At 38.8% G+C, this 14,673-nt stretch carries 14 protein-coding genes; 7 read left to right on the forward strand and 7 right to left on the reverse strand.

The features are described from left to right. Positions 1-187 precede the first annotated feature (187 nt). On the reverse strand, positions 188-1,522 hold the full coding sequence (gene rimO, locus PSF31_RS01065) for a 30S ribosomal protein S12 methylthiotransferase RimO (RefSeq protein ID WP_004260618.1): 1,335 nt from the start codon (positions 1,520-1,522) through the stop codon (positions 188-190). 193 nt (positions 1,523-1,715) lie between these two features. Then, on the reverse strand, positions 1,716-2,645 hold the full coding sequence (locus PSF31_RS01070) for a DUF7916 family protein (RefSeq protein WP_096863319.1): 930 nt from the start codon (positions 2,643-2,645) through the stop codon (positions 1,716-1,718). Between the two features lie 281 nt (positions 2,646-2,926). Here PSF31_RS01070 and PSF31_RS01075 point away from each other — a divergent pair, with 281 nt between their 5' ends. The 5 genes from PSF31_RS01075 (at position 2,927) to efeB (ending at position 6,941) form a co-directional block, all read left to right on the forward strand. Further along, complete coding sequence (locus PSF31_RS01075; RefSeq protein ID WP_036958299.1) at positions 2,927-3,484, forward strand: iron transporter; 558 nt, start codon at positions 2,927-2,929, stop codon at positions 3,482-3,484. A gap of 95 nt (positions 3,485-3,579) precedes the next feature. After that, a complete protein-coding gene (locus PSF31_RS01080; RefSeq protein WP_004260622.1) occupies positions 3,580-3,915 on the forward strand; it encodes a cupredoxin domain-containing protein in 336 nt (111 codons plus the stop codon). A gap of 11 nt (positions 3,916-3,926) precedes the next feature. Next, positions 3,927-4,760, forward strand: a complete 834-nt coding sequence (locus PSF31_RS01085; protein WP_096863296.1) for an FTR1 family iron permease — start codon at positions 3,927-3,929, stop codon at positions 4,758-4,760. Then, the gene (locus tag PSF31_RS01090) at positions 4,753-5,655 is read left to right on the forward strand and encodes an EfeM/EfeO family lipoprotein (protein ID WP_004260627.1); all 903 of its coding nucleotides are present in this window, start codon (positions 4,753-4,755) and stop codon (positions 5,653-5,655) included. The genes PSF31_RS01085 and PSF31_RS01090 overlap by 8 nt, the downstream gene beginning before the upstream one ends. A gap of 11 nt (positions 5,656-5,666) precedes the next feature. Beyond that, positions 5,667-6,941 (forward strand): iron uptake transporter deferrochelatase/peroxidase subunit, encoded by a 1,275-nt coding sequence (gene efeB / locus PSF31_RS01095; RefSeq protein WP_004260629.1) that lies wholly within the window; start codon positions 5,667-5,669, stop codon positions 6,939-6,941. A gap of 88 nt (positions 6,942-7,029) precedes the next feature. Here efeB and PSF31_RS01100 read toward each other — a convergent pair whose 3' ends face one another. The 3 genes from PSF31_RS01100 to PSF31_RS01110 form a co-directional block, all read right to left on the reverse strand. Then, positions 7,030-7,764: a vWA domain-containing protein gene (locus tag PSF31_RS01100; protein WP_050763767.1), complete on the reverse strand. Its 735-nt coding sequence runs from the start codon at positions 7,762-7,764 to the stop codon at positions 7,030-7,032. A gap of 183 nt (positions 7,765-7,947) precedes the next feature. Further along, positions 7,948-8,841 (reverse strand): hypothetical protein, encoded by an 894-nt coding sequence (locus PSF31_RS01105; protein ID WP_004260642.1) that lies wholly within the window; start codon positions 8,839-8,841, stop codon positions 7,948-7,950. A gap of 164 nt (positions 8,842-9,005) precedes the next feature. Then, complete coding sequence (locus PSF31_RS01110) at positions 9,006-9,932, reverse strand: LysR family transcriptional regulator (protein ID WP_004260644.1); 927 nt, start codon at positions 9,930-9,932, stop codon at positions 9,006-9,008. A gap of 143 nt (positions 9,933-10,075) precedes the next feature. On the opposite strand from PSF31_RS01110, the gene PSF31_RS01115 reads away from it, so the two are divergent. Together PSF31_RS01115 and PSF31_RS01120 are read left to right on the forward strand one after the other, a co-directional pair. Continuing rightward, complete coding sequence (locus PSF31_RS01115; RefSeq protein ID WP_096863297.1) at positions 10,076-11,851, forward strand: adenine deaminase; 1,776 nt, start codon at positions 10,076-10,078, stop codon at positions 11,849-11,851. A 41-nt stretch (positions 11,852-11,892) separates the two neighbouring features. Next, on the forward strand, positions 11,893-13,236 hold the full coding sequence (locus PSF31_RS01120; protein WP_096863298.1) for an NCS2 family permease: 1,344 nt from the start codon (positions 11,893-11,895) through the stop codon (positions 13,234-13,236). A 58-nt stretch (positions 13,237-13,294) separates the two neighbouring features. Here the strand turns inward: PSF31_RS01120 and PSF31_RS01125 are convergent, their stop codons facing one another. Together PSF31_RS01125 and PSF31_RS01130 are read right to left on the reverse strand one after the other, a co-directional pair. Beyond that, positions 13,295-13,699 carry a RidA family protein gene (locus PSF31_RS01125; protein WP_096863299.1) on the reverse strand — a complete coding sequence of 135 codons (405 nt, stop codon included), beginning with the start codon at positions 13,697-13,699 and terminating at the stop codon, positions 13,295-13,297. A gap of 128 nt (positions 13,700-13,827) precedes the next feature. Beyond that, a complete protein-coding gene (locus PSF31_RS01130) occupies positions 13,828-14,592 on the reverse strand; it encodes an aminoglycoside adenylyltransferase domain-containing protein (RefSeq protein WP_096863300.1) in 765 nt (254 codons plus the stop codon). Positions 14,593-14,673: the final 81 nt, after the last annotated feature.

Genomic DNA, 14,673 nt, shown 5'->3' on the forward strand with positions numbered 1-14,673 from the left:
TCTGATTATGTCAATTTGCCATTTAATTATTATATTCTAGATCAAGTTATTAATTGATAGGTTTACAACCATTGATCCACATCAATTTTTTATAATTAAAAGTAGTAAATCAATGTGGTAAAAAAGAAAATGGCTAACTGAATCTATCTAAGTTAGCCATATACACTTCTAGAACGCTTTTATTAAATTAAGCAGTAACAATATTTCCCCACAGATCATATTCATCTGCATGCTCAACTAATACTTTCACTATATCCCCAACGCTAACCTCAAATTCACCATTGAGATAAACCATACCATCAATTTCTGGTGCATCAGCCATACTACGACCAATAGCACCTTCATCATCAACTTCATCAATAATGACTAAAATTTCTTTACCAATTTTATCTTGTAATCGCTGTGTAGAAATTTGCTGTTGTAATTGCATAAAACGATGATAACGATCTTCTTTTATTTCCTCAGGAACTTGATCTGCTAATTCATTCGCTTTCGCTCCCTCGACAGGGCTATATTTAAAACAGCCGACTCGGTCCAACTTAGCTTCCAATAAGAAATCTAATAGCATTTGGAAATCTTCTTCTGTCTCACCGGGAAATCCAACAATAAATGTTGAACGTAAGGTGAGTTCAGGGCAAATTTCACGCCAACGTTTAATCCGCTCAAGTGTTCTTTCAACGGCACCGGGGCGTTTCATTAATTTTAAAATTTTCGGACTTGCATGCTGTAATGGAATATCTAAGTAAGGTAAAATTTTACCTTCTGCCATCAACGGGATAACATCATCAACATGTGGATAAGGGTAAACATAATGTAAACGCACCCATACGCCCATTGAAGCAAGTTGTTCGCATAACCCCACCATGCTAGTTTTTACAGGCTGACCATCCCAAAAACCCGTTTTATTTTTAACATCAACACCATATGCAGAAGTATCTTGGGAAATAACCAGTAACTCTTTGACTCCTGAAGCGACCAGACGCTTAGCTTCATTTAACACATCCCCGATTGGACGGCTATCTAAGTCCCCTCGCATTGAAGGAATAATGCAGAAAGTACAACGATGATTACACCCTTCGGAAATTTTTAAATACGCATAATGCTTTGGTGTCAATTTTACCCCTTGCTCAGGGACTAAACTCAAGAAAGGGTCATGTTCAGGCTTCGGTACATAGTGGTGAACATGGTTAAGTACCTGCTCATAGCTATGTGGGCCAGTGATTTCTAAAACTTTTGGATGTACCTCACGAATTTGGTTTTCTTTCGCACCAAGGCATCCAGTCACAATCACTTTACCATTTTCATTCAGTGCTTCCCCAATCGCTTCTAATGATTCCTGCACTGCACTGTCGATAAATCCACAAGTATTCACAATGACTAAGTCAGCATTATCATAGCTTGGAACCACTTGATAACCATCAGTGCGTAATTCAGTTAAAATGCGTTCTGAATCAACTAGGTTTTTCGGGCAGCCGAGCGAAACGAAACCAATTTTTGGTACCGGATTAGTATTTTGCGACATAACTCACTTCTTTTATTGTGTTATAAATATTGTTTTAGAAAAATGGGCGAAATTTTACCTGAAGAATTGAGGGAATTGTATAAATTTTTATCGAAAATAATATGAATTTAAATCTAGAATAGATAGAAACAAATCTTGCTTTTAGTCGGTGATTTTCACAAATTATTCTGTAAAAACCACCTAAGAATACCAATCAGCGATTAATTGAACGAGCGATACGAGAGTAAGTGTGCCTAACCCCTCGGATCACAATACTATAATTTAAAATATTCTCAGGTAATGCAATTCCGTTATACCCTGAATCACCAATATGATGTAAATCTGTCCCGGCCATTTTACACATTAATGCTATTTGCCGAATAGTTTGTAAATCTGCGCCTTCTTGAGAAGTCCCAATCGCTGTCATTGTCATCACACCTTGGGAATGGCAATAACCCACCATTTTTTGCACAAATTCTAACGAGATCCCGGGAACCGTTCCTGGAGCCGGAAGCAAAATGATATCTGCGCCACTGTTAATAAAGGTACGAATATCATCTTCTGTTATGAGTTGCTCAGCCGAGGCATTCAAAACCCCTGCCGCGTGCATTTTCCCTGTAATAAGCACAATATCTTCGCCAACAACAGCTTTAAGCTCTTTAAGGCTCTGGTTAATTTCCTGATTAGTGACTCCATTTCCAGGGTTTCCCGTTAAAACAATAATGTCAGCACCCATTTCTTTTAACTTAATGGCATTTTTTACTGTTGCTAACCGCCCTTCTGACATTTTCCACTGCGCATCCTGTGTTGGATTATTAAATCCCTCAGGTACGGGCTCTAAATTAACGCCTATTGCTCTCCCCGTTAAACGCTTAAGCGTTCGAATGATTTCTTCGGGTTCAATCCCTTCGGGCAGGCCTTGCATAGTCGGTTGATTAACATCAAAAACATTCAGCAACAGGATATCGGCACCTTGGCTTGCAGCTAATTCAGCATTCGTTACGGTCATTAATACAGGCTGAATTGTACCAATGGTTTCAGAAACCAATATTCGCCCTTCACTGGCTTTAATTGATTCTAATAGATTCTTTTTATTGAATTTTGCGATTTCTGAAGCTGAACAATCAAGATAACGTCGTTGCATGGCTATACCTTTAGTTTCAACAAAATTGATGAAAAACTCATTTGTCATGAATATCTACATTCAAAATATATCACGTAGATAATAATAAACTGCCTAATAGAGCACACTATTAGCAAGTTATTTTTTGAAGAATAATAACTTTTTCTAACACATAGATTTTTATATAAAAATAATCATTCTCAGCAACGCGTTGTCAACTTATCAGAAATTATCACTTGTTTTTTATTAATAGTAATGATTATCATTACTATTCTATATCACTTATGGTAAGGACAAAAATAATGAAACTCGCCTATAAAGCTGCTGTTTCAGGTCTCGCGTTGTTTTCAATCTCAGCATTCGCTCAAGAGTACCCTCTCGGTCACCCTGTGATCAAAAACGGAATGGAAATCCAAGGTGTTTATTTACAGCCCATTACAATGGATACCGAAGAAGGCCATCATGCGATGTCTCACTTAGCTGCAGATAAAGCAGATGTCCACTTAGAAGCAGATATTCACGCTGTTGAAGATAACCCAAATGGCTTTGCAGAAGGCGATTGGATCCCTTACCTGACCATTGAGTATTCAGTGACTAAACTCGGTGATAAACCACAAACTCAAACAGGCACATTTATGCCTATGGTGGCGAGTGATGGCCCTCATTATGGGGAAAACATAAAATTAGATGGCAATGGTAAATACCGCGTCACCTATAAAATTTACCCGCCATCACACAATAAAGAAGTTGCCTTTGGCCGCCATATTGATAAAGAAACAGGTGTAGCCCCTTGGTTCCAACCGTTCGAAGTCTCTTGGGACTTTGACTACGCAGGTGTTGGCCGTAAAGGTAGTTACTAATTTTTTTATTAAAATTAGTTAAGGGCTTAACCAAGGGAGTTATCTTGCGTAAGCCCTTTTTTGTTTGTCGTTATTAAAGGATAAACCAAGCCAAAATGAAAACATTACTGAGTTTTTTACTGGTTATCACTTGTACAATAGTTCCCTTATCTTCATTTGCTGCAGAAAAATATACTGTCGAATTAGAAATGAAAAATGGTGATCTCATCCCGCGAGTTCTTGAAGTTCCTGCAAAAACGATTATCCGCATTAAAATTACCAACACAGGTACTGAACCCGCAGAGTTTGAAAGCATTCAATTAAGAAAAGAAAAAGTTTTAGCGCCGGGTGCAAGCTCAGTAGTGGTAATCGCACCACTGAAACCTGGCACGTACACTTTTTTTGATGACTTCCACCTTTCTCACCCCAAAGGCGAGATCATTGCGAAATAAAAGGATTTAGCATGGGACAAGTTCTGTTTGTTGTTTGGCGTGAAAGCTTTGAAGCGCTACTTGTCATTGGCATTATTTATGCGTGGATTAAACGTCACCCTGACGCACATAATGGTATGAAATACCTTTGGGCTGGTGTCGCTATCGGGGTTATAACCTCAATCTTATTGGCTCTTCTCATTTATGGTGTATTCAATGTCCTCAATGACACTGGGCAATCACTATTTATGATTTTTATGGAGTTACTCGCCTGTGTCCTGATTGTCCAAATGGTGTATTGGATGAACAAACATGGAAGTTCAATGAAATCCGAAATTGAGTCAGGAATAAGCCGTAATGCCGCCCACCATAACTGGTGGGGAGCCGCATTGATTATTGCTATTGCCATTGCCCGCGAAGGGAGTGAAATCGTCGTCTTCCTATCTAGCTTTATTATGTCGCTAACCACATCTAATGCCTCGACTTTCTTTATCGAGGTCGGTGGTGGAATTGCGATTGCAGGTCTTACACTTTATGTTTTCCTACTAACAAATCGCTTAATTTCGTGGTCTATCTTCTTTAAAGTTACTGGGGTTATTTTATTATTCCTCGCATTATCTCTCTTACTTAAAGGTGTAGAAGAAAGTACTAACTTACTGATTGAATATGATTTCGCTATCCCTGAGTTTTTAATTTACCCCGCTTGGGATACAACTGCATTTCTCGATGATTCTGGTATTGCTGGCAATTTTATCTCTTCTTTCTTTGCCTACCGTTCACAACCGATTTGGCTCAGCGTCATTACCTTTGTCCTTTATTGGGCTATTGTGATCCCATTGTTTGTTCGGAGCAAAAAAAATGTCTAGCTCACTGAGGCGGAATATCAAATGGATGTCTTTTAGCTTAATACTCAGTGTTGCCATTCCTACTTTGGTTCAAAGTAAAGCACTAAGATCCCCTGTGCAAACAGGGGACAACATCATTATTGCTAAAGGTGATATACCCACTCCAGAAAAATATCAACATGCAATCCAAACCTATTTAACCTTTGCCACTAATCAATTGGCAGAAATGATCACACAATTGGAATTGTTACAACAGAGTTTACAGCAAGGGAAGCTGCAACAAGCTCAAACAGCATATATTCAAGCTCACCAGTACTATGAAACAGTGCGCCCGATTATTATTTTATTTGGTAATACGGATAGGACAATTAACCCAAGAGCCGATTATTTCCTCGATAAAGAAACAGATTACCGCTTTACGGGGTTTCATCTTGTTGAGTACCAGCTATTTATGCAAAAGGATGCCAAACTTGCGTTAGCGGCAAACCAAGAGCTATTACTCAAAGGGCGTGATTTGCATAAACGAGTAGCAACTGAAACCATCGAAATACCCAAGCTCGTGCAAGCCTCGGCTGATTTTATTGAAATGATCTTAGAAACGAAATTGGGGGGTAAAGAAAATATCTACAGTTTGTCTGATTTAACTGATATTGCCGCTAATTTAAAGGGAGCACAAAAAATAATTGGGGTTCTTAAACCTTTTATCAAGCCAGAAACACTGGATAAAATACAGCAAAATGAACAGCTGATTAACCAAATAATGCAGCCATATCAACTGTCAAATACCACATATCAACCCTATAGCCAATTACAATTAAAAGACAAAATGGCACTTTATTCATTACTCACTCAGCAAGCTGAAACCTTAGCCAAATTACGTGCTGAGCTTGATGTCGATGTTTACTATAAATATTAAGGCATATATTTATGCAAGCTAAACTTAGTAGTATATTGCAAACCAACGGAATGTCTCGGCGTAATGCCCTAAAAATGCTCGCAGTTAGTAGCGCAGTTTTAGCGGCTCCAACATTAAAAGCGCAAGGGAAAATTGCTAATTGCCAGCTCACCTATAACAAAGCAATCAATTATCTTGGGCTACACCAAGCCGGTGTTTTAACGCCTGAACCCAAAAATGCCACTTTTATTGCATTTAATACTACAGCGAATTCTGTCGAACAATTACAAACTGTTTTTACTTTACTGACTCAGCGTATTGCTCACTTAACTCAACCCCAAATAGAGCCGTCAATCAATAACGATAAGATGCCTCCGGCAGAATCAGGTATTCTTGGGACACAACAACAACCCGACTCACTAACTATCACCGTTGCTTTAGGAAATTCTCTTTTTGATAACCGGTTCGGCTTAAATAAAATTAAGCCTAAACATCTTAGTGAAATGACCAGTTTTCCTAACGATCGACTAGAACAAAAATGGTGTGGTGGTGATCTTCTTCTGCAAATATGTGCGAATAGCCAAGAAAGCGTTATCTATGCATTACGTGACATCCTACGTCATATTTCGCCATACAGTTTTCCTCTCTGGAAAATAGATGGTTTCTTACCTGCAAGAGATATTGATAACCACTCAACTCCTATCAACCTTTTTGGTTTTAAGGATGGAACAGGAAATGCGCCTGCCGATGACAATTCGTTAATGAACGAATTAATATGGATAACAAAAGGCAGCCAAGAGCCGTCTTGGTGCGACGGAGGGACATACCAAGCAGTACGTCTCATTCGTTTTAATTTAGAGTTTTGGGATAGAACCCCCTTAGAAGATCAAGAAAATGATTTTGGCCGACATAAAGACTCAGGAGCACCAATCGGCATGAAAAATGAGCATGATGATCCTGAGTTTGAAAAAGATCCTCATGGTGACCGTATTTTATTTGATTCCCATATGCGCCGTGCAGAGCCTCGTAACCCTGAACGTTATACCGCAAAACTAAGGCGAAGAAGTTATAGCTATTCACTGGGGTTAACCGAAACAGGAACTCTCGATATGGGCTTAGTTTTTGTCTCTTTTCAACAAAATTTAAAGACAGGCTTTATTGACACTCAAAAACGGCTCAATGGCGAACCACTTGAACGTTATATCAAGCCTTTTGGTGGAGGGTACTATTTTGTATTACCTGGAGTCCAATCGGCACAAGACACACTTGCTGAAAAAATGTTTACAGCCTTAAAACAAACTAGCTAATTATATTTATAAAATGAAAGCCCTTATTGCATTTGCCGTAAGGGCTTTATTCTAAGCGATATTCATCTCTTTTTAATTGAACACATTATTATTTTTTACGTTCCTTCACATCCGCTTCGACTTCCTGTTTCCAGTCCTCTGATATTGGCGCAGACATTTGTTTAGCTTCCACCGCTTTATTTACAGCACGATAAGCTTTATCGTAGCCTGTCCCATCTTGCACATAACCAGTGGCATTTGAACTTTTAATCCCAATATTTTCCGCTTCAGAAATGGCATCAATATTGGCTCCTAAGAAAATAAAATCCCATTTATCTTCTGTTTCAGCAGACTTAATCATAGCTTTAATTTTCGCCTGGGAATATTTACGGCTACTATTTTCTTGCCCATCTGTAATTATTACAAAAAGGACATTATTATTTTTAGTAACCTTTCTATTTTCTTGCATTTTTTCAATGCCTTCTCCTATTGCGTCTAACAATGCGGTATAGCCACCAACAGGATAATCATCAAGTGTTAGATTAGAAACTTTTGCAATGGGTTCTCTATTATGGAGTAAACTTGTTTTGTCATTAAATAAAATAGTTGTAATGTAGGTTTTTGCTTTTTTTCCTTTATTTTCAGTTAATACACTATTATATCCACCAATTGTATCAGTCTCGAAACCTGACATAGAGCCACTTTTATCAAGAATGAATACTAAATCTAAAACATCGGGTTCCTTTTTGGTATCAATAATAGTTGTACTGCTAGCGACAGAAGAAAATAAAAACAAAAATACAGCTGATATGACGGTGAAAACAGATTGTATGGATAAATTCATCGCCGAGTTCCTTGGTGAGGTTAATAAAAATATAACTACCCCAATCTCGCTTTTTCGCCAATTATTTCAAATAAGATTACTCTGTATAATTAATAAGCATTTTCTTAATTAATTTCAAAAAAATTATTACTCGAAATAGTTTTTTGAGTAAATATGTAAAGAGTAAATCTACTTAAATGATTACTATTTTAACCAAATACCATTTTCTCTTACTACATTAATTTCTTGAATGAAATGATTATATTTAATATTTTCCGCAACAGAATTTGATGAAGCACTTCGAGCCTGCTCCTGGACTAATTCTGTGATAGCCTGATGAAATTCTTGGTTTAATTCTTCATGAATATTCACATCATCGGTACTTTTTAACCGCGTAACTAACTGAATTAATTTTTCGGCCTTTGCCTGTACATCCTCATTATCAAAAGTAACAGTTGGGACTCCATACATAAATACCACATTGATAGAATCCACAGCTTCATGATTAGCAGGATCCGGTAATAAATTTTGTCCGTATTCATTATCTAAATAGGCAATTAATTCATGTTTATCAAAACACTTTGATTTAATATTTCCATCTAACTTATCATCATAAAGTGTGATTGAATCTGGAAAATTTTCACCAACCGGGTAGCTACACCTAAATATATTTCCATCAATAAGCGTTGCATTAGAACTGCGAACTGGCAGTTCAAGCTCGTGCCCATTAATCGTAATGGGGTAACTCGCAGGTTTAAACCTCTCTTCTTTGCCATCAACAGCATAAACTTCAGACAATGTGTAATAAACAAAATGATTTGGGTTAATAATACCGCCAGAGTTATTTTCAAAGACAAAAAAATCCGTCACGTTACCCTCATCGCTTTCTAACTGGTGTAACCCGCTAGAAAGTAAAACAACACCTTTATCTTCTGGTAAAACATCATAATCTTTACCATCTAGCTTAAACCTAATCGTGTTTGCGCTTGGGTTACTATAATAAAATTTACCTTTACCACTTAAAAGCTCCATATCATCACAAGCGGAAAGTAATATAACCGCGGCGATAAAACAGCTATATTTTAGTATAGTATTCATAAAGTTATTCCAAAGCTTTTTAAAATCAATTTATTAAATAAAAAGTGAGCGCTATCTGTAACACTCTTTAAGATATTATTATCGATATTGAAACCATTATTCAGTTATTCAAATAAAATAACTTTACGATAAATGCGGTAGTAATCTGCCTTAGTTGATAAATCTCATACGTTGTTATCACGCAATACTTTTAACAATACCTGAAAAACCTCGTCCATTAGTGGCGTCGCTTGCTCACTATTACGAATTAAAGCGACTGTGCGCGTTAACTCCGGTTGTTGTAATTGCAAAACTTTCAATTCCGGGTCTCGTAAATGTACAGTATAAAGCAGTGGTAAAATAGCAATCGCTAATTTTGAACGAACTAAGCCATACAAGGTTTCAATATAATCTACTTGATAACGAATATTTAATTTTAGTCGGTGACTTTCCACCGTAGCAGCAACTAAACGTTGAATATTACCTTTCGAAAATACGGCAATATCACGATTATTTAGCAATTTCCACGGCAAGTGAAATTCATTGGCAGACACGGCATCATCATGATGAACAACAGCAACAAAAGGGTCATCCTGCAAGGGAAAGATATTTAAATTTTGAGGCACTGAGCTATCTAACACACCAATGCCAAAATCAATTTCATGATTGATAAGTTTATCAATCAAAGCGTCATTCGTTTGGTCATAAAACTCAATATTAAGCCTCGGAAAATATTGAGTTAATAATTCAGGTACAGCAGGAAATAACAAAGAACTTACGGAAGGAACCAGCCCAATACGCAATGTTCCATCCCCACCTTCCACGATTATTTTTTGAATTTCACTAAATGCACGGTGAGAAACACTCAGTATTTGCTGTGCATGTGGTAAAATTGCTGCGCCTAGCTCCGTTAATGTTACGGATGAAGCGGTACGATTAATTAGTTTTCCTCCAATAACCGTTTCTATTTGCCGCAAAGCACTACTCAAAGCAGGTTGGCTCACCGCTAGACGATTTGCTGTCTCGGTAAAATGACGCAGTTTTGCTAATGTCACAAAATACTGTAGTTGTTTGAGCGTAAGTGCTGGCAGTCTCTGCCAAGGTTCTATCATAATAATGTACTTTTATTTTTATTGGATTAGCCAATATATCTGTTCATTATAACCATTTCTTATCGCATGATAAATTTTATCATCTTGGCAAACGTTTGCGTTGCTCATAAAGTAACAGTCATTAAATTGAAGGAATGGTATTTATGAGCATAACAGAACAAAACAGGCGTCATGTCATTCAATCCGCTAAAGGTGAAAAGCCTTTTGACCTTTTACTCGCTAATGCCAATATTGTCGATATGGTCACAGGTGAAGTTCGCCTTGCAGATATCGGGATCACCGGCAACCTAATTGCTAGCGTTCACCCTACTGGAACCCGTACTGATGCAAATGAAACCCATGATTTATCAGGCTATTTCATTTCACCCGGCTTAATAGACACTCACGTTCATTTAGAAAGCTCACACTTACCTCCTGTTCGCTATGCCGAGATAGTTCTAGCTCAAGGAACAACAGCTGTATTTTGGGACCCCCATGAACTCGCCAATGTGCTAGGCCTAGAAGGTGTACGTTATGCCATTGATTCTAGCCGAAATTTGCCGCTAGATATTATGGTTGCAGCCCCTTCATCTGTACCATCAACACCTGGCCTAGAAATGTCTGGTGCAGACTTTGCTGGGGATGAAATGTCAACCATGCTGAGTTGGCCGGAAGTTCGTGGTGTGGCTGAAGTTATGGATATGTTTGGCGTGCTCCATGGCAGTGATAGAATGGAAGAAATTCTAAATGCAGGAATTACATCAGGTAAACTTATAGAAGGCCATGCAAGAGGCTTAAATGGGGCTGATCTCCAAGCTTATCTGGCTGCCGGAGTCACATCTGATCACGAATTAACCTCGGCTGAAGATGCCCTTGAAAAACTGCGTGCGGGCCTTACATTACAAATTCGTGGCTCTCATCCTTACCTTCTTCCCGATATTGTTGCCGCATTAAAATCCTTACCACATTTATCATCGCAAATTACAGTATGTACGGATGATGTTCCGCCCGATATGTTAATTGAAAAAGGTGGCATTATTGCGTTACTTAACCTTTTAATTGAGCATGGAATGCCGGCAACGGACGTACTACGCTTTGCTACATTTAATGCTGCAATACGCTTGCAACGCCATGACCTTGGCCTGATTGCCGCAGGTAGAAAAGCAAATTTAGTTATCTTCGATTCATTGGAAACTTTGAAAGCGAAAGCTGTGTATGTGTCTGGACGAAAAATTGCTGAAAATAATCAGCTTATCAATGCATTAAATGTGCCTAATGACATTTTACCTCCACGCGATACCATGCGACTTTCACCTATTACCCCAAATGATTGCACATTAAAAATTGATGAAATAAATAATGGTAGTGCGCGTTTACGTCATATTCGTGGGGCGCGCTTTACCCAATGGGGAGAAGTTGACGTACAAATCAAAAATAGCGTGGTACAACTGCCGAATAATTTCAGTCTTATTCGAGTTCAACACCGTCACGGCCGTCACGATGCTTTACCTCAAATAGCCTTACTTGAGGGCTGGGGTGAATTACGCGGAGCCATTGCGACAAGCTATTCACACGATTCACATAACCTCGTTGTTCTTGGACGTGACCCCGATGATATGGCTATCGCTGCTAATTTATTAATCGAGAGTGGTGGAGGTATGGCGTTAGTGCAAAATGGCCAAATTTTAGCCCATGTTGCGATGCCAATAGCGGGGATGTTATCTGATTTACCTGCGCCTGAATTAGCCGCTCAGTTTCGTCAATTACGTGAATTAAGCAGTGAAATTGCAGATTGGGAACCACCTTACCGCGTATTTAAAGCCATTGAGGGAACTTGTCTTGCCTGCAATGCAGGGCCACATTTAACCGATTTAGGATTAACGGATGGAACAACACGTCAAATCGTTGACGCTGTTATCCATACGGTTAAGCACGCTTAGAAAATTAAAAATATCAAAAATAATGATAGGAGAGCCTATTAATGGCTGACAGTTCAATAAATACGCCAACATCAGGGAGTTGGCTGGAAAAACGCTTTGCTTTACGTGAACGTGGGAGTTCAGTGAAAACAGAGTGTTTAGCCGGAGTTACTGGTTTTTTAGCTGCAGCTTACCTGCTAGTCGTGATCCCCGGTTTACTTGCCGCAGGAGGAATGGATAAAGGCGCAGCAACCACTGGAACAATTATTGTCTTCGTCATTGCCAGTTTATTAATGGCATTCTATGCGAATTTACCATTTATTGTTGGCCCCGGTATCGGAGGCTCTGTTCTTGTCGGAATTACTCTCGCGGGTAGTGAAGGCATTGACTGGCAAATAGGGCTCGGCATTGCTTGTTGGTCTGGAATTTTATTTTTCCTATTAACTAAATTTGGCTTGCGTGAGGTTGTTACACGCTCTGTTCCCCAATCAATTAAACTCGGATTAACTGCATCAATTGGTCTGTTCGTGGCCGTTTTAGGTTTTCGAAATGCAGGGTTAGTACTTGCTAACCCAAAAACAAATGCACTAATGCTTGGGGATTTCCTTTCTCCTGGTGCATTAGTTGCACTCGCAGGCTTTTTCGTTGCGATTGCACTACAAGCTCGCAAAATACCAGGCGGAATTTTATGGGCAATTTTATTTGCAACCCTCTTAGGCATTCCTTTTGGTGTCACAAAATTGCCTGAAAGCTTTATTGGTATTCCACATTCTGTGGCACCTGTACTAGGGCATGTAGACTTAATTGGCGCATTAAATATCGCTTTCCTACCTTTCTTATTTGTCTTTTTTGCTGCTGAGTTTTTCTCAACCATGGGAACAACTTTAGCCGTTGGCGGAGAGGCTGGCTTATTAGATAAAGAAGGTAATATGCCAAATATTAACCGCCCCTTTATCGTTGACTCAATTGCTGCTGCATTAGGCCCGTGGGTAGGTATTCCAGCGGCAACCGCACTCATTGAGTCCTCCGCTGCCGCAGAAGCTGGGGGTAAAACAGGTATGACCGCCCTTGCTGCTGCCTTTATGTTTTTATTAATGCTGTTATTTACGCCTATCGCATTGATGATCCCAGCCCAAGCCACAGCTCCAGCTCTAATTTTAATTGGACTAAATATGTTCAGCGGTTTACGAAAAGTGGACTTAGGCAATTTTACTGATGGCTTACCAGTATTAATGATGGTGATGATTACGCTAATCGCTAATAGCTTTGGTACGGGTATCGCCGGTGGGTTGCTATTCTATATCTTAATTAAAGCCGTTGCTGGCAAGTGGAGAGAAATTCCAATTAGCTTGTGGATCCTTGCAGTACCTCTTGTTTATTATTTCTCAACATTAGTAAAACACTAATACCACGAGTGCCAGAAAAGCCGATTTTTCCACTGTCGGCTTTTCTATTCTAATAAATTTAGTTCAAAACTGCATGAGCTTCTATTTCTATTAACCATTCCGGTAAGGAAAGCCCTGAAACAATAACCCAAGAAGATGCAGGTGGCATATTTGGAAATTTTTCTTTTAATGCTCGCGCAATATCAGCTTGTTCCTCATGGCTATTAAAGCCCTCTTTAATATAAATACGTAGCATAGCCACATGAGATAAATCGCCACCGGCCTCATGCAATACATGTTCAATATTAATTAATGATTGCACGGTTTGTTCGTAAATTCCCCCAGCAACAGTTTCTTCCGCAGCATTCACACCAACCTGACCCGATAAAAATAATTGTCGGATTCCCTTTGTTTCTACGGCTTGGCTAAAGCCATACTGCAAAGAATTAAAGACAGACGCTGGATTTATCGATTTTTTAGCCATTTTTGTTCCATCGTTAATAAAACAGTAAGGCAGTATAAGACTTTTACTTTTCAATTCATTAAATATCAAGCAAACGTTATTTGATTTGTATTAAAAAAGCATCAAAAGACACGCTGGCTTATGTGCATCTAAGAATAAGCACGAATACGCTCAGCTAAATAGCTCGCACACAAGGTGACTCCCACCTGTTGATTTTCCCAATCAACAGAAACACCAGTTAAATAGGCCTTTTTCGCTACCAGTAGCACCGAGGCCAATTCCATTGGCATGAGTTCTATTGCCCAAATGGCAGCCTCATCCTTTGATATAAATAGTCCCGTTTCCATGGTGTACCACATGCGTGCTAATGTCAGTAAAACATTACGCTCATCACCTTTTAGAGACAACTCTAAATTAGGGAGTGAATCTAACATAGCTCGGCGAATATCATGCAGGCCAACAATAGGTAAGCCGTATATTTCCTTGTGCCATAAACTTACTGCTTCTTGTGACGCTTGGGCTAACATTAGTGTGAATTCAGGGTCTTGAGTTTGTCCTTCAAATACCCCTTGCTCGTACTCTGTACGTAACCACTCTCCATAAATTAATTCACATTTTGCAGGATAAGAAAGCATGTTTAATTCACTTGTTAAGAATACAACAATTTCCAGTGGTCGCCGGCCTTTTGGATCAACCGGATATAAGCCAGAAATATCCATTAAATCTCGTACAAGTTGTTCACGGCAAATATCAGTCACGGGGCTATCAATCACCACAAGTAAATCAATATCACTCATTGGCCGTAACCCACTAGAAACAGAGGAACCGTGTAGATAAACTGCAATTAATGAATCAGAAAAATGTTTTCGCAGAATAACCAATGTTTGTTCAGCTTGGGGGGGAGTTACCATCATATCACTCCTATCATATTTAATGATACTAATACTATTATAAATAGTAATTAAAATAATAACTTTAATAAAATCAATAACTAA

It is taken from the genome of Providencia sp. PROV156, assembly GCF_028480905.1.
Taxonomy (GTDB): Bacteria; Pseudomonadota; Gammaproteobacteria; order Enterobacterales; family Enterobacteriaceae; genus Providencia; species Providencia hangzhouensis.